Below are 18,690 nucleotides of genomic sequence, written 5' to 3'. Positions count from 1 at the left end.
ATCAGTCCGCGCGCAAGTCTGGCAGGGTGAAGTCCATGTAGCGGCGTTCTTCAGCCAGCGTGGCGGCATCCACCACGCCGGATTGGCCCGCGCCGACGGTTTGAATGGCTTCTAGTTCCCACATGCGTGTCATGGCGATGGCCAGCTCGGCCGTAACGCGGGTGTTGTGGTCCACGGCTTCTTTGAGCGTTTCCATGTCCGGGATCAGCGAGACCAGCTGTTCGACCCGTTCGAGGGACTGCGCAGCCTCTTCATAGCTGTTCTCAGCGGCCGCCGACATCACCGCCCCGGTGCCTGCTTGGCTGGCAATGCGTTCCGCGCCCGGATTGCCGCTGTTGGCCATGTCGGACAGGCTGTCTTGGTCAAAGCCTGCATCCTCGAGGGCTTGCGTCATGCGGCCTTCCATCTGAGGGGCCGCATTGCCGATGAGGCCGCCGAAATCGCCGCTTTGGATTTGCCGGATGGTGCCGAGTAGATCTCCGAATTCCTGATCGAGGAGGCCGTCCAGGTCTCCACCCATGGCCATCTCGATGATGTCTGTCGCGCCGGTCAGCGCGGCGTAGGTTTCGTTGAGGGTGTCGAGTTGCTGCTGCACGAGATCAAGCTGTTCCAGAAGCGTGTCGAGCTGGTCGGTCTGGATCCCGAAATCTTCAAGCATCTGCTGCAGCTGGCGAATTTCCTGGGCGATGTTGCGAGTGTCGACTGTCGGAACGCCTTGGGCAGACAGGGGCGAGGCAACCAGCAACGCGCAAGTGGCAACGGTGGAAAGAAAGCGGATCATCGGAGAACCTCCTGATCGAATTGCATGAAGTCTTGTTCGCGCGCCTGAGCGGCCGCCATGGCCAGTTCTGCCGCACTAAGCGGGCGGGTATGGGCGGCCTTGAGGCGCGTGCGGATCGCGATCAGGCGAGCGAGTTCGGCCCGCGCATAGGTGTTGAGCGACATGGCCGCGTGAATGTCGTCGGTCTCGCCAATGCGAGTGATGATGTCCTGCACGCGCCGCGCGGCTGCTTGCACCGACACCAAGGAGTAATCGCCGTAGACCCCTGCGCCGAAAGAGGTCAGGCTCATCGTGGAGTTGGCGAGCAGAACCGGATCAATCGTGCCAAGCGCATCGACGCCGCCGACGCGTGCAAGATAGAGATTGTAGCGCTCGGGGATCACTTGAACGTAGTGCTGGGTTTCGGCAAAGGGTGGCACACCGCCGTAGCGCTGCACATTGCCGGGACCGGCATTGTAGGCAGCTAGCCCGTGAATGATGTTGCCATCAAACATGTCCAGCATCTGCGCCAGATAGCGCGCGCCGCCAGTGACCTGGATGTAGGGGTCGTCATAATAGGCTGGGTAAATCCCGAGATCCTGTGCCGTACCGGGCATGATCTGGGTCAGGCCGAATGCGCCGACAGGGGAACGCGCGCCGATGGTGAAGCGGCTTTCTTGCCAGATCAGCGCCTGCAACAGACAGCGCCACTGCTTGGGCGTTAGACCCGCTGCGCGCACGCCAGACATGTGGTGCGTTTCTTGAGCAGCGCGAATGATCAGCTCTTCAATCGATCCCGAGGCATCGCCGAACATCTGGCCCGCGCCGGGGTTCGGGTCGACCGAACCATAGAGCGTGTCTGCAGCGCTTTCAGGCGATGAACCAGCTTCCAAGCTCGCGACCAGCGCGCCTGAATTTCCGCTGGAAAGCGTTGTGGCATCGAGGATGTCTTCCAGTGCCTGGAGTTGCTCTTGCTCGAGCTCCTCAAGTTCTTCTTCTGTCGTTAGCCGATCCCGCTGCAGTGCAAGATCCTCTGTGCCCTGCTGCAATACGTGTTCGCGCTGTAGGAACATGCCCGCATCAAATGTGGGCACGCCCTGGGCAAAGGCCACTGGCGCGGCGAGCGACACCAAGCCTGCAAAGATATGTAGGCGGTGCTTACTCACCGAGACCACCGATCGGTCCGAGCAGCTCGAAATTACAGTTGCTGCGGCTGACCTCGGCAAAGGAGTTGAAGCAGTCAGCTTCCGACGGCCGGTATTCCGCGCAGGCTGTCAGGGTCAAAAGGGTGAGGGTAAGGGCGAACAGCCTACGCATCAAATCTGTCTCCAAAATTCAGGGTTCTGACGGTAATCTGCGCCAACCAGCGCCTCACCTTTTTCCATGCCGCCAAGGATCGTGAGATAGGGGCCGAGCGCGCTCAAATCGGCATCGATCACAACCGAGCCTTGATCGTCACGCACCAACGCCAGACGGGAGTTACTGCCGGTGCCGAGCAACACGCTGAGCTCTTTTTCGGTAAGGCCCAGCATGGTGTAATCGCTGGCCGAAGCGCGGATGTTGGGAAGCAAGAGCTGCGTTGGGACGGCCTCAACAATTGTCGTGCCGGTGCGGGTCTTCTCAAGCTGGCTTGCGTATTGGGTCATCATCACAACGACGGCGTTCTGTTTTCGTGCGGTCACAAGCCAGTTGCTAAGCCGGTCCGCAAAATATGGGTTATCGAGCGCTTTCCAGGCTTCATCGATGATGATCAGCGTTGGCTTGCGATCCTCGATCACGCGCTCCACCCGCCGAAACAGGTAGGACAGGACCGCCATGCGTTCCTTTTCGCTTTCGCTGTCGAGAATGCCGGTCAGGTCGAAACCGACCACATCACCATCGAGCGAGAAGGTATCCTCTGCGCTTTGCCCAAAGATCCAGCCATAGCGACCATCAGCGGTCCATTCCTGGATCCGCTCGAACAGATCCCCTTCGTCAGCTCCCGCCACAAAGAGCGAGGCCAAATCCTGCCAGTTGCGAAGCGCGGCGTCGCTGGCACCAGCGTTCTGGCGCACCACCTCTTGAATGCGGTTGATCTGAACCGGGCTCAAGGGTTTGTCCGTGCGATGTAAAAGCGTGGCGAGCCAATCTGACAACCAGGCTTGCCCGCGCCCATCGATTTCGGTGCGCAGTGGGTTCAGACCGGTTGCCTCGCCCGCCTTGATGACGCTGTAGCTCCCGCCATTGGCCCGCACCGCCATTTCCATGCCTGCGCGATAGTCAAAGACAAACACGCGCGCGTCGCAGCGCCGGGCTTGGGTCATCAGAAAGGCCGACAAGACCGACTTGCCGGAGCCAGGACGGCCGAGGATCAAGGTGTGCCCGCCTGTCGGTTCTTTGTCTGGCTGACCTGTCTCATGGTAGTTGAACAGGAAGCCGGAGCGTTCAGGCGTCGGGAACAGGGTGATCGGCTTGCCCCAAGGCACCTGATGGCCAGGTTTGCCCAGTTGACCGCGATGTAGCGCTGCGAGGTCGGCAAAGTTCGTGTTGGTGATGGCGGCCTTGCGGCTGCGCATCTGTCCGTTGCCCGGATGCTGCGCGAAATAGTGGGTCCGAGCCGCAAAGCTCTCATTCAACAGATTGACGCCTTCACTGGCAGCGATGTTGCGCACTTCGGCGGCGATTGCTTCCAGCTTTTCCTCGCTCTTGGCGAAAACCGTGACGGTCATGTGATGATCGCCAAAGCTGAGGCGCTTGGATTCCAGATCATCGAGCGCGTCTACCAGCTCTTCGGCGAGAGAAATCGCGCCGTCATCGCTGGCCTTCATCAGACGCTGTTGGCGCTTGATCCGGCTGGCCATGATGTTGCTGTTGATCGGCGTGAAGGAATGCGTGACCACCATGTCGACGGGCAGGTTCAGCTCATCGAACATGGTGCAGTTGGTTTTGGCCGGGTAAGTCTTGATCGCAAAACTGGTGCCAAATCGCTTTCCTGCCGTCCCATCGTCGAGCAAAAAGCCTCGCCCCTGAAACGTGACGCGGGTGTTGGCCACATCCTCGGCAATGACGCCAAATCGCGATTTTGCGAAGAGCGGTCGTTCCTGGCCGATGTTGAGCGCGCCGAGGAAACCCAGCAGTTCGCCGCTTTTGGCTCCAAGAAGGCGGGGTTTCATCTCGGCAAAAGACGATTGCAGAAACCCGACGACTTCCTCGAGCTTGCGCAACTGTTTGGCCGTCTGGTCTTTCAGCTGTGCGATTGAGTCCGAGCGCTTTAGGCGCAGCCGAGCGCCGAGGGGCGGGCGCTTCAGCACCGTGAGTGTGAGCGTCTTGTCCCGCAGACCCGCCTGCGCCATGGCCGATTGCCAGCGGTTGTCCAGCAATTGGGCAAACCCCTCCTCGGGCACCGGTGGCAAGACGGTCTCAATCGCTCTTGAAACCTTGTGGACGTAGAAACTGTACTCTGGCCCTATCTGCGCGATGATCGCCGCAAAGAGCGCTCGGATCTTTTCCAAATGCACGTCATCGCTGGTCATGCTGTTGACGCCATCAAGGCGGATGCACTGGAATAGTGCATTGCCGCGCGTGCGGATCGTCACGTCATTCACGAGGCTAACATAGGGCAGCATGCTGGCCATCGGGCGCTCTTTGCGCGCCCAGTCCGGCAGCATGGCAAGATCATCCGACGGGTCACGGAGCATAGCTGTCCCCCAAATGGATCTTGCGGTTTGGCGTCGGCGGCGTTTCCTGCAGCGCAGTGACCATCACTTCAAGAAAGGCCGGGTCCCAGTCAGCGGCTTTCCACAGCGCAGGATAGGCCAGAGCGGCGATGATGATCACCAGCCAGCTCTGAACCCAGAGAAACAGCAACACAAACCCGAAGAGCCAAACCATGGCATACATGATCGGCAAGCCGATGAGCTTTGGCGGCCGGATCAGGCCGAGGAAGAGGCGGGTTTGCGTTGCCATGCCGAATTTACGCGCCCCAGATCGCGGTCACGATGGTTGGTGCAGCAGCGATCCCCGCAATGGCAACCAGCACCCAGAGGGCTTGGCGGAAATCCAGAATGCCAAAGAGCCAGGAAAGGAACACACCGATCAGGGCCAAGGTGCCGATGACTATACCCAGAGGACCGGTGATCGTATCGACGATGCCCTGCAAAAGGTTCTGCACCGGCGAAAGGTCAATGCTCTGCGCAAAGGCCGGGTTGGCAATCATCAAACTGGCCAGAGCCAGTGACAGGATCGTGCGGAATTGAATGTGCATCAGGAGGCTCCAGTAAGTCGATCACGCACGGCCATGACGCGGCGCACGTGATTTTGGGTTTCTCGGTAGGGAGGGATGCCGCCATAGCGCGCGACCGCGTCAGGCCCCGCGTTGTAGGCGGCAAGCGCGAGTTCGGGCGTGCCGAATTGTGCAAGCATCATCAGAAGGTAACGGGCGGAGCCATCCAGATTGGCCTGCCAGTCATGCGGATCCACACCAAGCTGCGCGGCCGTAGCTGGCATCAGCTGTCCGAGGCCGATAGCACCTGCGGAGCTGCGCGCATTTGGGCGATAGGCGCTTTCAATCTCAATATTGGCTTGGAAGAGCACCTGCCACTCCGTCACGGACAGGCCAGCGCGGCGTAGTGCGGGGTGTCCGCCATAGCGATGCGCGGTGCTTTCAAGGGCTGTGAGGATCTCGGGGCGGGGAACCGCGCGGGTGGGTGCAGGAGGCGGATCTTCAGGCTGAGGCGCTGCGAACACGATCAGCTCTGGTGGGTTTGCTCTAATCCCGTCGACGTAGCTCTGCGCGAAACCTGATTGCGGTGCTTTGGTCTCGAGCTGGCCATCGGCCCGCATGGAAAGCACGAAGCCTTCAGAATGGGCGGGTGCTGCAAGGAATGCCGCAAGGACAGCAAGTGGCTTAGCCCGCGTCGTCCAAATTGTGAGAAGCGATCTTGCCTTCGAGCATCGGGATCGAGACGACCGAAACTCCAAGTCCTGCAAGGAAGCTGGATAAGCCATTGATAGTCTTGAATTCTCGGGCGGCCATATTGTTGCGCGCGGTAACGAGCAGGCGACGCGTCTCACCATCTGGCGAGACGCAATGCACGGTCCAAATTCCGGACCACTGAGCACCTGTACGTTTGGGCGTAACCCGACACACAACATCCGCCGAATGACCCTCGGCAAGCAGCGTGCGCAGCCCGTCTTCACTGACAACATTGGGGGCGTCTTGCATCAAATTCATAGGATCGAGCCTTGCAGAATTCTGCATTGGCCCGGCAGTCCCTCATGGACTACCGAACCGATACAATATTATAATAATGCAATCAATAGGTGCGTTTTGAGTTATTACACCTTTCATGCGTTGAAACGAATTTACTGCAACGGAGTGGCTGAGCCAAGATAATATGGCGCTTTTGAAACAAACATGGGCGATTATGATCGTTCTGAGCTGGAGTTCTGCGGCGATCGCGGGCAGTTGTCTGCCGCCTGCTCCGCCCTGGATGCCGACCAATGCCGATGACGTATGGGCCTATGCGGAACTGTTGAGGCGTGATGCGGAGACGTATTTTACCGAAGTTGAGCGGTACTTCCGTTGCCAGGACCTGGAGCGTCGTGAGATCTTCGAGCAAGCGCGCGTCGCCAGCGAAGACTACGCGCGCGTTTTGGAGCTTCTGGACGACGTGAGGAAATGACACCTGTCCTCACGTAGAGAAAGATGCCTTTCAACAAAGCGGCGGCGAAGGTCGCCAACGCGCTGACGAAGTGAAATTGCGCTGCGACTGAACCAACGTCGACTTTCCAACTAGCGGGCTTTTAAAGCATCCAACATCGGACAGTCGCTTTGTCCCTTTGCGCAGTTCGCGACCAGCTCGACCAGAGCCTTCTCAAGTTTCCGAAGCTCCGCCAGTTTCGCCTGAACGTCCGAGAGATGCTTGCTTCCAAGTCGCTCGACCGTCTCACATGCATCGGACGGTGCATCGGCGAGATTGCGAAGCGCAACTGCGTCTTGGATGGAGAACCCAAGATCACGGCATCGTTTGATGAAGCGAAGCTCTGAAATCTCAGTGTCCGAATAAGCTCGTCGCCCAGAAGCAGTGCGGACTGCCTTTGATATTATCCCCTCACGCTCATAGTAGCGGATCGTCTCTATTGAAACGCCACTAAGGCGGGATGCCTCACCAATCGCAATCATGTGATCGAACTCCGCTTGCTTCTGTAGTGACTACAGGATGCATAAGATCAGCCATGATGTCGAATACTGAAACTCTTCAAGATGAAACCAATGGGCCAAACCGACTGCTGATCGGCGGCGCTGGTCTGTTGGCTTTGCTAAGCGCATCCTGCTGCGTATTGCCGATTGGCCTTTCAATCATTGGGCTGGGTGGCACGTGGCTGGTTTTGCTTGGGCCATTTGTCGAGTATCGCACCGAGATATTGGTTGTCGTGGGACTTGTACTTGCTTGGGGATGGTTCCGCCTTTGGCGGCGTTGGGCATGCGCAAAACGCAGGCGCTCAACTGTCGTTATGCTTGGCTTCACGACGCTGGCTTTCGCTCTCGCTGCCAGTTCACCTCTCTGGGAAGAAGACGCGGCGAGGACGATGTTTGCCTTGTTTAGGCAGTATCGATGAGGGGCTGGTTGCTTCCACTGAGCCTGGGCGGTTCGGGATTGGCCGCGGTCTGCTGCCTGACGCCTTTTCTACCATGGCTGTTTTCGCTTCTTGGGATCAGCGGAGCACTCGGTTACGTCTATAGAGACGACGTGCTGCTGCCAATCCTTGCTGGATTTCTACTACTTACAGGATACGCGCTATGGCGACGCAAACGAGCGAAGTGAACTTTCAATCTACGATTACCTGCCCCGAATGCGGACACGCTACCGAAGAGACGATGCCGACGGATGCATGTCAGTGGTTCTATGAATGTAAGTCCTGCCACACTGTTCTAAAACCGCTCGAAGGGGACTGCTGCGTGTACTGCTCCTACGGCACGGTCAAATGTCCTCCAATCCAAGAGGGAGGCTCGTGCTGCGGTTGATCAGTGCTCGTTTTCGCAATGCTCATGGTCAGCAAGTGAAGCCAGAACGTAGCAGTCCTCGGACACACCATGTCCGTCGCATCCCTTGGCCATGCGAACCAACTCCCTTTCGAGCGCCTTCAGCTTTTTGACCTTCGCGCGAACATCCGCGAGTTGTGCCACCGCAATTTTCGTAGCGGCTTGGCATGACCGATCCGGGTGTTCCTGTAACTCGATCAGGGACAAGATTGCCTCAATCGAAAAGCCCAGATCGCGTGCATGGCGGATGAAACTGAGCCGTTCCAATCCCGCTTTGTCATAGCGTCTTTGGTTGCCGCTTGTGCGCTCGGCCTCCACCAACAGGCCCATCTCCTCATAGTAGCGGATGGTTGGAACCTTGACCTTGGTGCGTCTTGAAAGCTCGCCGATAGAAAACATGAAGAAACCTCTTGAACCTCTAGTCACTAGAGATTGTAAATAGGGTGGGACACAGACTCAAGAGGCTACGATGACCGATCAATTCCTGTCCCCAACATCCCTTCTGGATTTCGAGGCTGGCCCTATTCAGCGCCTTGTTGCTGATCGTGGCTGGATGAACCTTTCAAACGCCGACCGTATCGGTGCCGCCTATGACTTTGTCCGCAACGAAATCCTGTTCGGTTACAACTCCGATGATGCGCTGCCGGCGTCCAGGGTGCTGTCCGATGGCTATGGGCAGTGCAACACGAAGGGCACCTTGCTGATGGCGCTTCTGCGCGCCCTTGGAATGCCGTGCCGCTTTCATGGCTTTACCATCGACAAGCGGTTACAGCGCGGGGTCGTGCCAGAGCTGGTTTATCCGCTTGCGCCTGCCAACATCATCCATTCATGGGTCGAAATCTATCACGGCGGGGCGTGGCTGAACTTGGAGGGTTTCATCCTGGATGCACCCGTCCTGGCGGCCCTGCAAAATACCTTTCCAGAGCGTAAATCGCTCTGCGCCTATGGTGCGGGCACGGATTGCCTTCAGAACCCAAACGTCGAATGGCGCGGGGTCAGCACCTACATACAAAAGACCGGAATCAATCACGACTTCGGCACCTTCGATGACCCCGATGCCTTTTATGCAACCCACCGTCAGCTGACCGGCGTGAAGGGGCTTCTCTATCGTGTCATCATTCGCCATTGGATGAACCACCGCGTCAGGAGGATGCGCAAAGGCCACGTGCCGGATATTCCCGGCGGCGAAGCAGCCCTTGTTCCAGATCAATCAATCCCTGAAACGCAGGAGGCAACCTAATGCCTGGATGCTGTGGACACGATGCCAAATTCGAAGGCGTCTCGGACGACTATAAACGGCGGCTTTGGATCGTCATTGCCCTGAACGCAACGATGTTCGTGGTCGAGATGGCTGCGGGCCATCTGGCCAACTCGCAAGCCCTGCAAGCGGATGCCCTCGACTTCGCAGGCGACGCCCTGACCTACGGTATTTCGCTGGCGGTCATCGGGGCTTCAATCAGAGCGCGCACGAACGCCGCCTTGTTCAAGGGGATCAGCCTTCTGTTGATGGGGTTGTGGGTCTTCGGCTCTACCGTCTACCGCGTCTTCTACGTTGGTGTCCCAACCGCCGAGATCATGGGTGCAGTGGGCTTTCTTGCCCTGCTCACCAATCTGGCGAGTGTTCTCTTGCTTGTCAGATACAAAGACGGAGACGCCAACGTTCGGTCAGTTTGGCTGTGCTCGCGCAACGACGCTATTGGAAATGTCGCGGTCATGTTTGCTGCGTTAGGCGTCTGGGGCACGGCAAGTGGCTGGCCGGACTTGATCGTCGCAACCGTCATGGCGGGACTGTTTCTGTCCTCGGCCTATCAGATCGTGCGTCAGGCTCTCGCGGAGCGCCGCCAGATGATCGAGCACGGGCATGTAGAAACATGATGCAGACAGCTATCATCTATCTCGGCTTCGGGGTTGCAGCAGCGACGCTCACAGCAATCCTATGGTCGATTGTTTTTCCCAAGCGCCGCATATGGCCGCCGAAACAGTATACCGCCCTTACGCCAGTGTTCGTCTGGGTGCCGACTTTCACGCTGTTCGGCATCCTCATTGTCTTGGGGATACTGGGCTGGGGCAACGTCGCCATTCCGAGTTGGCTGCGCTTCGGGGTCGGACTTCCACTAATAGTGATCGGCAATATCATTGTTTGGCTGGAGGTCTCACACTTCGGAGTGCCCCAGACGGGTGGTGCCAAGGGCACGCTGCGCACCGAAGGCATGTATCGGTATTCTCGAAATCCGCAATATGTGGCCGATATTGCTATCGTCGGCGGGTGGATGATCTTGTCAGCTGCGCCCTGGGTGTTCGTGGTTGGCGCTCCGGTAATTGCGATATTGGTGGTCACCCCATTTGCTGAAGAGCGTTGGCTAAAGGATCAGTACGGCACTGCGTTTGAGGATTATGCTAAACGGGTCAGACGGTTTTTCTGAACAGTTGAATGAGCGACAAAACCGACCTTCGCTATTTTACGCCAACCTGCCGTCCAAAGTTGCTCAATCTTATGGTGACAGTCTCGGGCAAAATACCCGTTGGCTGTGCAAGCTCCAATCACTGCGTCTTGGTTGGATCGCATCAGTGATGCGGATCTTCACCTGAGGCCATCTGTATGTGGTGCGCCTGATGGTGCGCACCGATGGTCATAACGCCGAAGAACCCGAGACCAAGGACGCGGGCAAGCTCCTGTTCGGTTTGAACCTCGATGTGCATGGTCACTCCCCCCGTGGAGGGTTGAGCAGTCACTGTCCATCCGGTTGCCGTTTCCAACATCGGTGAATGTGCCGTCGCCATGCGTGCGACGGCATCGGCCACAATCCCCTCGCCGGTGACGCGAAACTCGACTATCCTGCCTTCGGTCTGAGTGTTCACGGTCGCTTGGGTCGTGACCAACTCCATATCCACGAGGTGATCGCGCAGCGCCTGAATATTGACCTTGGTCCAGTCGGTACCGGGGTCGTCTGACAGGATTTGTACGATTTCCGAAATTGCGGCGAAGGCGGACTGCCCTGTTTCCAAAGGGCCGTCCGAGCCCTGATGGGCATGTTGGGCGGCGGCTGGAAGGGCTATGAGCGCCACGATGGCGCAAAGTGTCGTTCTGATCATGGTATGTCCGTTCTTGCATTTGGGGTTGGTGGCTTGCTACACCCCAGACGCAGATCCGAATATGATTGAAATCACATGTTACCCACCCCGTTCGGCGCATTGGATGAAAAATCTCTGTCTCAAATGCGTTATTCCATTGGAGACCACGTGTTCCGGCAGGGCGACACCACAAAGGGCATATTCTTTTTGGCGTCAGGTGGCATCTGCCTAACTCGCGTGACGGAATCTGGAAACTCCGTAACGATCTACAACGCTCAGACTGGCGACATGTTTGCCGAAGCATCCATTTATTCGGATCACTACCACTGCGACGCGATTTGTACTGCTCCATCCGAAGTTGTTCGGATTTCGAAGCAAGCCATCCAGAAGCAACTACGTGAAGACACGGCTTTTTCGGAAGGGATCACCAAGCGATTGGCGGTGCAGGTGCAGGATTACCGCCAGCTATTGACGCTGCACGCTTTGAAATCAGCGAACGACCGCGTATTGCTGGCGGTAGAATTGGGCAAGCTGACCGGTTCGGTCACACAATTCGCCAACCAGATCGGGTTGACCAAAGAAGCCTGCTATCGGGCCCTCAGAGATCTGTCTGATCAGGGATTGCTGACAAAAACCGGGCGCGGGCGCTATGCCCCCACGCCACGTAGCGAAGACCGCCTTCCTTAGTTGTGCGGTGGGTTGCGACCGGCTTGGATTTCCCGAACGCGGTCCGGCCATGTTGATCTGATATATGCCAGAATGTCCCAGATATCGTCATCGGCAAACGCATCGCCAAACCCTGGCATGCCGCTGGCAAAGCCGGTGACACCGCGCGCAGCCAATGCTTCCTCTCCACCAAGCCGAGTGTATTCGAACAGAAGCTGGTTGTCGTGGTGCCATGTGTGCCCGGTCTCATCATGGGGTGGAGCTGGCAAAACGCCGTTTTCATCAGGCGTGCGCCAGTCGGGTTGCCCTTCAAGACTGGCCCCATGGCAGGACGCGCATTGTTCGCTGTAGAGGGTTTGACCATTGGTCAAATCTCGGTCATTCAATTCGTGATCGGCGATTGCACCGGTCGCGATACAGCATGCGGCAATGATCAAAACGCGTTTCATGCGACTTCCACCCATGTCTTCATACCCGCCGCCTGATGCCCAAGCATGTGACAATGCAACAGCCATTTTCCGGGATTGTCGAACACGCAGACGATGTCGCGGGTCTCACCCGCGTCCACAAGTGTTGTGTCCCGGAAAGCGCCCAGACCGTCGTCAGCCCCGACCTCAAAGAAATGATGCCCGTGCAGATGGATGCCATGCGGGAAACGGGTGTCGTTCACCAGACGAATACGCGCTGTCTGCCCACGTTCGAACAGATGAAACGGGGTATCCGTTAGACCGGACTGCCCGTTGAACGCCCAGATATCGCCACCCATCATACCTTGCATCATGCGACGGCTCATGGCCCCACCTTCCATGGTAAGCGTCAGGGAAGCCGCATTGTCTAAGTCGGGCTGCGTAACCTCGTTTGGTAGCAACGCAGAAATCTCCGATGGTTGCCGTTCCGTGTTCGCGTCCTCAACGGGGATTTCACCCAGCAAGTAGGGGCCGTCCTGCGTGGGAAACATGAAAGCGATTTGGTCCGGGGAAGTGATATCCGCGATGATATCCGCGCGTTGGGCCGGGGCAAGAATGAGACTGGATAACTCCTGTGGACTGACAAGGGGCATTCCGTCATTTGCAACGATTTTGCCGTCGGCACCTTCAATCTCAACCGGGAAAATCCTGTCGGTCGCGACATTGATCAGACGAAGGCGCACACGATCACCACGACGGACGGGCGTGCTCGGTTCGACAAGAGCACGGGCATAGTTGCCGAGCCGCCCCTGATGCGCCTGATCGTGCATATTTTCGAAACCATCGGCCAGCGTGCCCGCTTCGGTCATGCGCCAATCATCTATCAACACGATCAAATCGTGATCCACGTCCGGTGGCGTCAACTCTTCCACGATCAACGGGCCATAGAGCCCCTTTGCAACCTGTTCCCAAGATCGGTTGTGCGAATGGTACCAGAAGGTGCCTGCATCCGACGCACGGAAACGATAGGCGAACTCGGCATCCACTTCGACGACGTCTTGCGTTAGGCCCGGAACGCCATCCATTGCATTGTCGATGCGCAGCCCGTGCCAATGCACCGCCGATCCCTCTCCAATCTGGTTCAGGAACCGGATATCAAAGATTTCGCCCTGACGGACCCGCAGCACCGGACCGGGCGTGCTGCCGTTGAAGCCAAGCATTGGCGTTGTCGGTTCCCCATCGGGCAGGAGTTGAGCACTGACCGGCTGCGCAACCAGTTCCGTTGGGGTTGAAGCAAGTGTGATACGCGGAACCAATGCCGCCACGCTTGTCGTGATCAAAAATTCTCGTCTGTTCATGGAAGGCCTCAGTTTGGAAGGGTCAGAACGCTGGTGAGTGTTGCGGTGGCCGCAAGCACGACCAGGATGACCGCTGTTTCAATTTTGATGGAGCGCGCCAGATGCTGCGCGGCTTTGCTGTCTCCGGCCTGCATGGCGGGAACAAAACGAAGTTTGTTTGCGGCTGCCAGAATCAGGATCGCGCCGACAAGCACCAGCTTGATCAGAAGGGTTTGCCCATACCCGGTCGACAAGAGTGCTCTCAGATCGCCCAGCAACAGCCAGGCCATCAACAGGCCTGCCAGGATCAGCACCGGGACAATCACTGCCGCCGCTTGCCCAAAGCGATGCCCCAGCAGGGCCGCGTCGTCCAAGTGTTCTGGCAGTCGTGACAGGTTCCGTAAGGGGCCAAGGATACCGATCCAGAACGCGATACCAAGAAGGTGCAATAGAAGGAGCAGACGAACGCCAGTTTGCTGCAAGTCAGGTACGTGCCCGATTTTTGCAAAGGACCATAAGGCAATGGTCCCGCCAGCAAGTGAAACCCACCTCCCAAAACGGGGAATGAACATTCCCGCGATTAGGATTGCCATACCCGCAATCCGATAAACCAAAACGTCGCCAACCGGTGTTTGCCACAACAGCCCGAGCATTTCGGGATCCGTCATGCCATCGGCTCCACCCGTCAGGGCGGCTCCGCGCAGCATGAAGCCGAACATCGCTGCGAATATGGAAAGTCCCGCCAACACCACAGCCTTCGCCTTGATCCGGCGGCATAGTGGTAGCACCAGATTTGGAAAGGTCGCTAGAATGATCACAAGCCCGGTCGACCCAACGACGCCAAAATACAGCGTCAGTTTGGCGAATATCGCGGCTATTCCCCAGATATCCGGCATGGTCATTCCACCGTGAACGAGAATTCGCCCTGCATGGCGTGCCCGTCTGAACCTAATCCCCGCCATTCGATGCGGTAGGTGCCTTTCCCCATGCCTTCGAGGGGCAGCGTGAACACACGGCCAAAGCTCGTTTGATCCCTGAGATCAAGCCGTACAGACGGATGATCCTGATGAAGCATATCCACCCGTGTAAGACGGATATCATTGGCAAAGTTGAAGCTGATCTCGGGCGGGACTTCCGTGATTGTCGCGCCATTCTCAGGCGTTGTGTGATCTACGGGTGAATGCGCAAACGCACTGGTCGCCAGAACGGTCATCAAAGCAAATGTGGCAAGTTTTTTCATTGGGGTATCCTTTAGTTAATTCCGTTGGCGCGCTGGATTTCGCGGATGTAGGAGATGACCATAGCAACGTCGCCACGGGTCAAGCCTTCAACCGGCGGCATGTCACCAAACCGCCAGTGATGGCTTCTGACACCCACCGCAACCGCGCGCTGAAAGGACTCGTCGGCGTGATGGCTGGGCTCATAGATAACATGGATCAATGGTGGTCCCGCGCCCTCAACACCAACAGCGTTGGTGCCGTGACAGGCGGTACAGGTATTCTCGAATATGCGTTGGCCTATCGCTGCATTGCCGTCGATTTGCGGCATCTGGATCGCAACAATCGCGTTACCTTCAACAGGTGCCGCTTGCGCGACTTCCTCTGCGGGGCCGGGTCGAAGAACGAGGTATGCAGCGACGGCTGCCACGGCGCACGCGCCGATCACGATGTATTTTTTGTTCATGGATTGGTCCTAACCTTGTGAAACAGGGGCGGGCCGCAGTATTCCTGCGACCTTTCTAAAACGCTGATCACTCACGCAAGCAGCGGTGAAATCCTGATTCAAAGGTTGGGTGGTCTGTCCGGGTTGTCCGGCTCTTCCAGAGTTGAGAGGTGGCCAACCTGCCAACCCAATACGGCCTCGGATTGGTCAAAAACTGCGTCGGACGTTAGCAGTATTAGCGTGAGAGAATTGCACAGGAATGGATTGCATTCGTCATGCTCTATCCCATCTGATCCAAGCAGTGTGCTGCTCGTCAATTCCCCCAAAGCGTGGCCAGTGTGGTTTTCGACCACAGGCATGACCTTGTGCTCGTCACAATGCCCACCAACGCAACCCATGGATAAAGCATGCGCAGCGCTGCTTAGCCCCGTCATAAAGACCAGAAGAACAACAAGCAGTATTGAGGTTATGTTTCGAAGACACTTCACACAGCGAAGCTATCTCAGTTTCCGATCCATTACAACGCGAGCCCTCTGTCAGATGGTATGAACTCCAACCGCCCTAAGAAAAAAGCCACTCACCCGATTGCAGACCTCCAGGCAACACGCCGCATTTGATAAAATGAGCTTTTTCCGGCCGTTAGCTGCGGTTTGCGCCAATGTCCGTTTCAGTGGGATGATCTGAGCAGTTTGATGTTTCAGGATGACCATCATCGTAAAGCGCCGCCTGTGTTTCACCATTGTCCCAATGATACAGCAAGCCGATTTCTTCGCCTGTATTGATACATGTAATGCGGCCGATGGCTTCGGCCGTTGTGCGAGCACTCTCAAATTCGGGCAAAACTAGCCCCTCTCGTTAAACAATTCCTTTGGATCGACGCCGAGAGCATCCGCGATCCGCTCCAGAACATCGATTGATGCTGAATTCTTGGCGAGTTCGATCTCGCTGATATAGCTGCGATCGACTTCCGCAGCTAAGGCTAATTGTTCTTGGCTCAATCCTCTGGAATTTCTTAGATTCCGTACATTTAGCCCTACTCGTTCCCGCAATTTCATGGCCTGTATTCGGCCAGATCACAAGAACTGCTCTACGGAATATATTCCACAAAACGCGCGCGAGCATCACAAATGATGTTCTCGTATATGGTGTGAAGGGCGACGTTGGAGCTACATCTTCAATAATACAGTAATGTAATCAAAAGGCAGTTATTGATATGTGGTGCAGATTTATCAGGAATTGGTTCTTTGGGGTCGCAATGTCTCTGCTTTCCAGTGTGGCTCCTCAGGCAGCGAAAGCCTATCAAGTCGATTGCGCCATTCTGCTTTGCCTGGCTGGTGGGTGGCCCGCGTCAGCAGAATGCGCTCATGCCCGTGCCGTGTTCATCCGTCGGATCACGCCTTGGCCGATTGAGCCACCCCTGCAAATCTGGCGTTGTCCGATGGGTGTTGCGGAGCGCGCGCCTATGCAAAGCACGGCCCCGACAACTTGGGAGGCCAGCAACCAAACTGGCCAGGCGCTCGGCCAAGTCATTCTGGCACAGGTGGTCGAAGGCGGTGCCGATATCGACATCAGTGGCTTGGAATTCGACTTCGTACGCTCGATCCGCGTTTGGGATGTGCGGCACTACAGCCATCGCGAACGCGGTCGCGACGATGATTGTTCTGAGCGCTATAACATGCGCCTCGGGACCTACGGCACACAAGGCGAATTTGGTTGGCAACGCACGACCCCAGCTGCCGCCCCGCAATGGGTTCTGCCGACGCGACGCTGCACACCATCAAGTTGGCGGCGTGGGGTTGGTGTTGAATGGGAAGATCACGAGGGCAACCACGGATATGAGTGGGTGGCGTATTAGGGCTATTCGCCGATGTCTTTCATGCGTTCCGCAATGTCGCCCGCAATGCGCTCATACAGGGCGGCTTGCTTGTCCCTAGGTGAGCCGGGCTTCGGATTTCTCCGACGGATGCGTTTGGCAAGCCAGAAGAGCAACCGCGCGGCGGGGTCATCCAATTTTTCCGGCACGGGGGCCGGATAGTTTTCTTCGAGGAGGGCAACGACCTCAGCATTCATGCTGCGATGGTTGGCCTCAGCCGCGAGGCGTATCCGATCGCGAAGACCGTCGGGCAGCCGCACGATAAATTTATCCTGATTCTGAGAGCTTTGTTCTGGCATGGTGGCACTGTGCCATAAAAAGCAATTGACGCAATAGTGGCTAAGTGCCACTAAAAGGATGTGATTTCAACCTGGAGGCGTTTCATGAACAGTCGTAAACCAATGCAGCTTCGACTTCCGCAAGAGCTCAAGGAGTGGATCAAGGCGGAGTCCGATCGCAATGGAAACTCCCAAAACTCTGAAGTGATCCGCGCCATTCGCGCGGCAAAGGACAGGCGCTCCACACCTGGAGCAATTGGAAATATCATTATGGATCAGGGTGATAATGCGCGTTGTTAACAAGGCGAGAGAGGTACCGACACGATGACCAAAGCAAGTGCACAGACGAAAGCAAAGCAAGCGGCTTCGGCCTTCATCAGAGAAGCGCGAGAGGCGGGCTGGCAACGTGCCAAATTCGAAATCAAGCCTGATGGCAGTGTGATCGTCGACGCGAACATGGTGGCGGCCGAGGCAGCCGACGACTTCCTCAATGGTGACTTGAGAATGGGCGAATGACCCGCAAGAGCCTGCCAAAATACGTCTACAATGACAGGGGGTACCTTCGGTTCATCCGGCGGTCGCGTGGCATCTCCGTCATGATGCACGAGGAAGCGGGCACGCCGGAGTTTTGGGATCACTACAATCGCCTGCTAAAAGGAAAGCCAGCACCCGCGCCGGTGAAGCGAAACTTCGAAGCGTTGATCCTCAGCTACTATGAGAGCGACGCCTACAAGAAACTCAAGCCCCGAACGAGATCCGACTATCGGCGGTACATCAGCCACATTCGTGAGATCTGGGCCGAGAAAGACCCGGCTCGGATCGAGACCCATCACATTTACGAATTGCACCGCGCCAATGCGGATCATTGGCGACAGGCGAATTACTTGGTGCAGGTCATGGTCGTGTTGATGAACCACGCTCGATTGATTGGCTTCATCAAAAAGGCACACGGCAACCCGGCGAAAGGCATTCCGCTATTCAAGCAGCAGAGCGACGGCTGGGAGCCTTGGCCAGATGATGTTCGCGCCGAGTTCGAAGCACTAGCTTCTGAGCGTGCACGGCTGGTCTACGAGCTTTGCGTCGGCACAGGCCAGCGTATCGGCGATGTCGTGAAAATGAAGTGGGCGCATTTTTCCGACGAAGGATTCGATTTCACTCAGGGCAAAACCGACAAGCCGCTTTGGATCCCGCTCACCGACCGCCTGAAGGCCCATCTGGACGGCATCGCACGAACAGACGGCACTATTGTGACTAACGCCAAGGGGCGACCAGTGAGTTATCGGATCGTTGCTGAGGAAATGCGTTCCATAAAAAAGAAGATGAAGCACGAGAAGGCGAGCTACTACAAAACGCACGGGCTCAGGAAAAACGCGACGATCGAGCTTTATCTGGCTGGATGCGATGACGAGATGGTCAAGGCTGTCACCGGTCACTCAGGCGTTGAGATGCTGAAAAAGTACGGTGGGCCGATCCGGCAGAGGGAGCTCGCGAAGCGCGCTCAAGAGGCAAGAAATCAAATGGAACGAAGAAAGACCGAAACGTGAAAATTTCAACGGTTGTTTCAAAAATGGCAGTGAAGGAGAGAGGGAATGACGCAAGTCATTGATTTTA

The 18,690-nt window shown here is 56.9% G+C and carries 31 protein-coding genes; 12 read left to right on the top strand and 19 right to left on the bottom strand.

What is annotated here, in order from left to right; genetic code table 11:
• Position 1: 1 nt before the first annotated feature.
• From ACMU_RS18135 to ACMU_RS18105, 8 genes are all read right to left on the bottom strand, one after another.
• On the bottom strand, positions 2-781 hold the full coding sequence (locus tag ACMU_RS18135; RefSeq protein WP_035262788.1) for a type IV secretion system protein: 780 nt from the start codon (positions 779-781) through the stop codon (positions 2-4).
• A complete protein-coding gene (locus ACMU_RS18130; protein WP_328286669.1) occupies positions 778-1,833 on the bottom strand; it encodes a lytic transglycosylase domain-containing protein in 1,056 nt (351 codons plus the stop codon). The genes ACMU_RS18135 and ACMU_RS18130 overlap by 4 nt, the downstream gene beginning before the upstream one ends.
• 85 nt (positions 1,834-1,918) lie before the next feature.
• Positions 1,919-2,077, bottom strand: a complete 159-nt coding sequence (locus ACMU_RS19545; protein WP_161635709.1) for a hypothetical protein — start codon at positions 2,075-2,077, stop codon at positions 1,919-1,921.
• Positions 2,077-4,437, bottom strand: coding sequence for a VirB4 family type IV secretion/conjugal transfer ATPase (locus tag ACMU_RS18125; protein WP_035262785.1), 2,361 nt, complete (start codon positions 4,435-4,437; stop codon positions 2,077-2,079). Before ACMU_RS18125 ends, ACMU_RS19545 begins: the two co-directional genes overlap by 1 nt.
• Positions 4,427-4,705, bottom strand: a complete 279-nt coding sequence (locus ACMU_RS18120; RefSeq protein WP_035262782.1) for a type IV secretion system protein VirB3 — start codon at positions 4,703-4,705, stop codon at positions 4,427-4,429. The genes ACMU_RS18125 and ACMU_RS18120 overlap by 11 nt, the downstream gene beginning before the upstream one ends.
• 7 nt (positions 4,706-4,712) lie before the next feature.
• Entirely contained in the window at positions 4,713-5,003 is a 291-nt protein-coding gene (locus ACMU_RS18115; protein WP_025060020.1) for a TrbC/VirB2 family protein, read from the bottom strand.
• Positions 5,003-5,581 carry a lytic transglycosylase domain-containing protein gene (locus tag ACMU_RS18110; RefSeq protein WP_035262777.1) on the bottom strand — a complete coding sequence of 193 codons (579 nt, stop codon included), beginning with the start codon at positions 5,579-5,581 and terminating at the stop codon, positions 5,003-5,005. Before ACMU_RS18110 ends, ACMU_RS18115 begins: the two co-directional genes overlap by 1 nt.
• Before the next feature lie 64 nt (positions 5,582-5,645).
• Positions 5,646-5,963 carry a hypothetical protein gene (locus ACMU_RS18105; protein WP_236626300.1) on the bottom strand — a complete coding sequence of 106 codons (318 nt, stop codon included), beginning with the start codon at positions 5,961-5,963 and terminating at the stop codon, positions 5,646-5,648.
• A gap of 172 nt (positions 5,964-6,135) precedes the next feature.
• Here ACMU_RS18105 and ACMU_RS18100 point away from each other — a divergent pair, with 172 nt between their 5' ends.
• Positions 6,136-6,423: a hypothetical protein gene (locus ACMU_RS18100; protein WP_051588445.1), complete on the top strand. Its 288-nt coding sequence runs from the start codon at positions 6,136-6,138 to the stop codon at positions 6,421-6,423.
• Positions 6,424-6,533: 110 nt separating this feature from the next.
• Here ACMU_RS18100 and ACMU_RS19160 read toward each other — a convergent pair whose 3' ends face one another.
• Positions 6,534-6,923 (bottom strand): MerR family transcriptional regulator, encoded by a 390-nt coding sequence (locus ACMU_RS19160; protein ID WP_058289271.1) that lies wholly within the window; start codon positions 6,921-6,923, stop codon positions 6,534-6,536.
• Between the two features lie 56 nt (positions 6,924-6,979).
• On the opposite strand from ACMU_RS19160, the gene ACMU_RS18090 reads away from it, so the two are divergent.
• Genes ACMU_RS18090 through ACMU_RS19825 form a run of 3 tightly spaced genes read left to right on the top strand, consistent with a single transcriptional unit; the run spans position 6,980 to position 7,766 of the window.
• A complete protein-coding gene (locus ACMU_RS18090) occupies positions 6,980-7,360 on the top strand; it encodes a hypothetical protein (protein WP_152544681.1) in 381 nt (126 codons plus the stop codon).
• Positions 7,357-7,566, top strand: coding sequence for a mercury resistance system transport protein MerF (gene merF / locus ACMU_RS19155; protein ID WP_081805598.1), 210 nt, complete (start codon positions 7,357-7,359; stop codon positions 7,564-7,566). Before ACMU_RS18090 ends, merF begins: the two co-directional genes overlap by 4 nt.
• Positions 7,542-7,766 carry a GDCCVxC domain-containing (seleno)protein gene (locus ACMU_RS19825; RefSeq protein ID WP_074942176.1) on the top strand — a complete coding sequence of 75 codons (225 nt, stop codon included), beginning with the start codon at positions 7,542-7,544 and terminating at the stop codon, positions 7,764-7,766. Before merF ends, ACMU_RS19825 begins: the two co-directional genes overlap by 25 nt.
• On the opposite strand, the gene ACMU_RS18085 is transcribed toward ACMU_RS19825, so the two are convergent.
• Positions 7,767-8,183, bottom strand: a complete 417-nt coding sequence (locus tag ACMU_RS18085) for a MerR family transcriptional regulator (RefSeq protein ID WP_035262768.1) — start codon at positions 8,181-8,183, stop codon at positions 7,767-7,769.
• Positions 8,184-8,253: 70 nt separating this feature from the next.
• On the opposite strand from ACMU_RS18085, the gene ACMU_RS18080 reads away from it, so the two are divergent.
• Genes ACMU_RS18080 through ACMU_RS18070 form a run of 3 tightly spaced genes read left to right on the top strand, consistent with a single transcriptional unit; the run spans position 8,254 to position 10,207 of the window.
• Entirely contained in the window at positions 8,254-9,024 is a 771-nt protein-coding gene (locus ACMU_RS18080; protein ID WP_035262765.1) for a transglutaminase-like domain-containing protein, read from the top strand.
• Positions 9,024-9,659 (top strand): cation transporter, encoded by a 636-nt coding sequence (locus ACMU_RS18075; RefSeq protein WP_035262762.1) that lies wholly within the window; start codon positions 9,024-9,026, stop codon positions 9,657-9,659. The genes ACMU_RS18080 and ACMU_RS18075 overlap by 1 nt, the downstream gene beginning before the upstream one ends.
• A complete protein-coding gene (locus ACMU_RS18070; protein WP_161635708.1) occupies positions 9,659-10,207 on the top strand; it encodes a methyltransferase family protein in 549 nt (182 codons plus the stop codon). Before ACMU_RS18075 ends, ACMU_RS18070 begins: the two co-directional genes overlap by 1 nt.
• A gap of 142 nt (positions 10,208-10,349) precedes the next feature.
• On the opposite strand, the gene ACMU_RS18065 is transcribed toward ACMU_RS18070, so the two are convergent.
• Complete coding sequence (locus tag ACMU_RS18065; RefSeq protein WP_035262751.1) at positions 10,350-10,877, bottom strand: hypothetical protein; 528 nt, start codon at positions 10,875-10,877, stop codon at positions 10,350-10,352.
• A gap of 75 nt (positions 10,878-10,952) precedes the next feature.
• Between ACMU_RS18065 and ACMU_RS18060 the strand changes: the two genes are divergently transcribed.
• Positions 10,953-11,543, top strand: a complete 591-nt coding sequence (locus tag ACMU_RS18060) for a Crp/Fnr family transcriptional regulator (RefSeq protein ID WP_081805597.1) — start codon at positions 10,953-10,955, stop codon at positions 11,541-11,543.
• Here the strand turns inward: ACMU_RS18060 and ACMU_RS18055 are convergent.
• From ACMU_RS18055 to ACMU_RS18025, 7 genes are all read right to left on the bottom strand, one after another.
• Entirely contained in the window at positions 11,540-11,971 is a 432-nt protein-coding gene (locus tag ACMU_RS18055; RefSeq protein ID WP_035262750.1) for a c-type cytochrome, read from the bottom strand. The genes ACMU_RS18060 and ACMU_RS18055 overlap by 4 nt on opposite strands.
• Positions 11,968-13,287 carry a multicopper oxidase family protein gene (locus ACMU_RS18050; RefSeq protein ID WP_035262746.1) on the bottom strand — a complete coding sequence of 440 codons (1,320 nt, stop codon included), beginning with the start codon at positions 13,285-13,287 and terminating at the stop codon, positions 11,968-11,970. The genes ACMU_RS18055 and ACMU_RS18050 overlap by 4 nt, the downstream gene beginning before the upstream one ends.
• A gap of 8 nt (positions 13,288-13,295) precedes the next feature.
• Positions 13,296-14,162: a copper resistance D family protein gene (locus ACMU_RS18045; RefSeq protein WP_035262811.1), complete on the bottom strand. Its 867-nt coding sequence runs from the start codon at positions 14,160-14,162 to the stop codon at positions 13,296-13,298.
• 2 nt (positions 14,163-14,164) lie between these two features.
• Entirely contained in the window at positions 14,165-14,506 is a 342-nt protein-coding gene (locus ACMU_RS18040) for a copper resistance CopC family protein (protein WP_035262744.1), read from the bottom strand.
• 11 nt (positions 14,507-14,517) lie between these two features.
• Entirely contained in the window at positions 14,518-14,949 is a 432-nt protein-coding gene (locus tag ACMU_RS18035; protein WP_035262742.1) for a c-type cytochrome, read from the bottom strand.
• 618 nt (positions 14,950-15,567) lie between these two features.
• Complete coding sequence (locus tag ACMU_RS18030) at positions 15,568-15,768, bottom strand: hypothetical protein (protein WP_035262740.1); 201 nt, start codon at positions 15,766-15,768, stop codon at positions 15,568-15,570.
• A gap of 2 nt (positions 15,769-15,770) precedes the next feature.
• Positions 15,771-15,983 (bottom strand): helix-turn-helix domain-containing protein, encoded by a 213-nt coding sequence (locus ACMU_RS18025; RefSeq protein ID WP_035262737.1) that lies wholly within the window; start codon positions 15,981-15,983, stop codon positions 15,771-15,773.
• A gap of 407 nt (positions 15,984-16,390) precedes the next feature.
• Here ACMU_RS18025 and ACMU_RS19820 point away from each other — a divergent pair, with 407 nt between their 5' ends.
• Positions 16,391-16,783: a hypothetical protein gene (locus ACMU_RS19820; RefSeq protein WP_236626299.1), complete on the top strand. Its 393-nt coding sequence runs from the start codon at positions 16,391-16,393 to the stop codon at positions 16,781-16,783.
• Between the two features lie 2 nt (positions 16,784-16,785).
• On the opposite strand, the gene ACMU_RS18015 is transcribed toward ACMU_RS19820, so the two are convergent.
• Positions 16,786-17,100 carry an Arc family DNA-binding protein gene (locus tag ACMU_RS18015; RefSeq protein ID WP_035262732.1) on the bottom strand — a complete coding sequence of 105 codons (315 nt, stop codon included), beginning with the start codon at positions 17,098-17,100 and terminating at the stop codon, positions 16,786-16,788.
• A gap of 84 nt (positions 17,101-17,184) precedes the next feature.
• Between ACMU_RS18015 and ACMU_RS19145 the strand changes: the two genes are divergently transcribed.
• Genes ACMU_RS19145 through ACMU_RS18005 form a run of 3 tightly spaced genes read left to right on the top strand, consistent with a single transcriptional unit; the run spans position 17,185 to position 18,623 of the window.
• On the top strand, positions 17,185-17,379 hold the full coding sequence (locus tag ACMU_RS19145; protein ID WP_081805596.1) for an Arc family DNA-binding protein: 195 nt from the start codon (positions 17,185-17,187) through the stop codon (positions 17,377-17,379).
• A gap of 24 nt (positions 17,380-17,403) precedes the next feature.
• Positions 17,404-17,595: a hypothetical protein gene (locus tag ACMU_RS18010; RefSeq protein ID WP_035262730.1), complete on the top strand. Its 192-nt coding sequence runs from the start codon at positions 17,404-17,406 to the stop codon at positions 17,593-17,595.
• A complete protein-coding gene (locus ACMU_RS18005; protein ID WP_035262728.1) occupies positions 17,592-18,623 on the top strand; it encodes a site-specific integrase in 1,032 nt (343 codons plus the stop codon). The genes ACMU_RS18010 and ACMU_RS18005 overlap by 4 nt, the downstream gene beginning before the upstream one ends.
• Positions 18,624-18,690 lie beyond the last annotated feature (67 nt).

This window comes from Actibacterium mucosum KCTC 23349, assembly GCF_000647975.1.
GTDB lineage: Bacteria > Pseudomonadota > Alphaproteobacteria > Rhodobacterales > Rhodobacteraceae > Actibacterium > Actibacterium mucosum.
Note: the sequence above shows the minus strand (reverse complement) of the source record. Positions and strands in the feature narration are given on the sequence as shown.

Coding starts and splice junctions, on each gene's coding strand:
- ACMU_RS18135 (WP_035262788.1), bottom strand. CDS start 781: ATGATCCGCTTTCTTTCCACCGTTGCCACTTGCGCGTTGCTGGTTGCC.
- ACMU_RS18130 (WP_328286669.1), bottom strand. CDS start 1,833: ATGTTCCTACAGCGCGAACACGTATTGCAGCAGGGCACAGAGGATCTT.
- ACMU_RS19545 (WP_161635709.1), bottom strand. CDS start 2,077: ATGCGTAGGCTGTTCGCCCTTACCCTCACCCTTTTGACCCTGACAGCC.
- ACMU_RS18125 (WP_035262785.1), bottom strand. CDS start 4,437: ATGCTCCGTGACCCGTCGGATGATCTTGCCATGCTGCCGGACTGGGCG.
- ACMU_RS18120 (WP_035262782.1), bottom strand. CDS start 4,705: ATGGCAACGCAAACCCGCCTCTTCCTCGGCCTGATCCGGCCGCCAAAG.
- ACMU_RS18115 (WP_025060020.1), bottom strand. CDS start 5,003: ATGCACATTCAATTCCGCACGATCCTGTCACTGGCTCTGGCCAGTTTG.
- ACMU_RS18110 (WP_035262777.1), bottom strand. CDS start 5,581: ATGCGGGCCGATGGCCAGCTCGAGACCAAAGCACCGCAATCAGGTTTC.
- ACMU_RS18105 (WP_236626300.1), bottom strand. CDS start 5,963: ATGCAAGACGCCCCCAATGTTGTCAGTGAAGACGGGCTGCGCACGCTG.
- ACMU_RS18100 (WP_051588445.1), top strand. CDS start 6,136: ATGGCGCTTTTGAAACAAACATGGGCGATTATGATCGTTCTGAGCTGG.
- ACMU_RS19160 (WP_058289271.1), bottom strand. CDS start 6,923: ATGATTGCGATTGGTGAGGCATCCCGCCTTAGTGGCGTTTCAATAGAG.
- ACMU_RS18090 (WP_152544681.1), top strand. CDS start 6,980: ATGTCGAATACTGAAACTCTTCAAGATGAAACCAATGGGCCAAACCGA.
- merF (WP_081805598.1), top strand. CDS start 7,357: ATGAGGGGCTGGTTGCTTCCACTGAGCCTGGGCGGTTCGGGATTGGCC.
- ACMU_RS19825 (WP_074942176.1), top strand. CDS start 7,542: ATGGCGACGCAAACGAGCGAAGTGAACTTTCAATCTACGATTACCTGC.
- ACMU_RS18085 (WP_035262768.1), bottom strand. CDS start 8,183: ATGTTTTCTATCGGCGAGCTTTCAAGACGCACCAAGGTCAAGGTTCCA.
- ACMU_RS18080 (WP_035262765.1), top strand. CDS start 8,254: ATGACCGATCAATTCCTGTCCCCAACATCCCTTCTGGATTTCGAGGCT.
- ACMU_RS18075 (WP_035262762.1), top strand. CDS start 9,024: ATGCCTGGATGCTGTGGACACGATGCCAAATTCGAAGGCGTCTCGGAC.
- ACMU_RS18070 (WP_161635708.1), top strand. CDS start 9,659: ATGCAGACAGCTATCATCTATCTCGGCTTCGGGGTTGCAGCAGCGACG.
- ACMU_RS18065 (WP_035262751.1), bottom strand. CDS start 10,877: ATGATCAGAACGACACTTTGCGCCATCGTGGCGCTCATAGCCCTTCCA.
- ACMU_RS18060 (WP_081805597.1), top strand. CDS start 10,953: ATGTTACCCACCCCGTTCGGCGCATTGGATGAAAAATCTCTGTCTCAA.
- ACMU_RS18055 (WP_035262750.1), bottom strand. CDS start 11,971: ATGAAACGCGTTTTGATCATTGCCGCATGCTGTATCGCGACCGGTGCA.
- ACMU_RS18050 (WP_035262746.1), bottom strand. CDS start 13,287: ATGAACAGACGAGAATTTTTGATCACGACAAGCGTGGCGGCATTGGTT.
- ACMU_RS18045 (WP_035262811.1), bottom strand. CDS start 14,162: ATGCCGGATATCTGGGGAATAGCCGCGATATTCGCCAAACTGACGCTG.
- ACMU_RS18040 (WP_035262744.1), bottom strand. CDS start 14,506: ATGAAAAAACTTGCCACATTTGCTTTGATGACCGTTCTGGCGACCAGT.
- ACMU_RS18035 (WP_035262742.1), bottom strand. CDS start 14,949: ATGAACAAAAAATACATCGTGATCGGCGCGTGCGCCGTGGCAGCCGTC.
- ACMU_RS18025 (WP_035262737.1), bottom strand. CDS start 15,983: ATGAAATTGCGGGAACGAGTAGGGCTAAATGTACGGAATCTAAGAAAT.
- ACMU_RS19820 (WP_236626299.1), top strand. CDS start 16,391: ATGCAAAGCACGGCCCCGACAACTTGGGAGGCCAGCAACCAAACTGGC.
- ACMU_RS18015 (WP_035262732.1), bottom strand. CDS start 17,100: ATGCCAGAACAAAGCTCTCAGAATCAGGATAAATTTATCGTGCGGCTG.
- ACMU_RS19145 (WP_081805596.1), top strand. CDS start 17,185: ATGAACAGTCGTAAACCAATGCAGCTTCGACTTCCGCAAGAGCTCAAG.
- ACMU_RS18010 (WP_035262730.1), top strand. CDS start 17,404: ATGACCAAAGCAAGTGCACAGACGAAAGCAAAGCAAGCGGCTTCGGCC.
- ACMU_RS18005 (WP_035262728.1), top strand. CDS start 17,592: ATGACCCGCAAGAGCCTGCCAAAATACGTCTACAATGACAGGGGGTAC.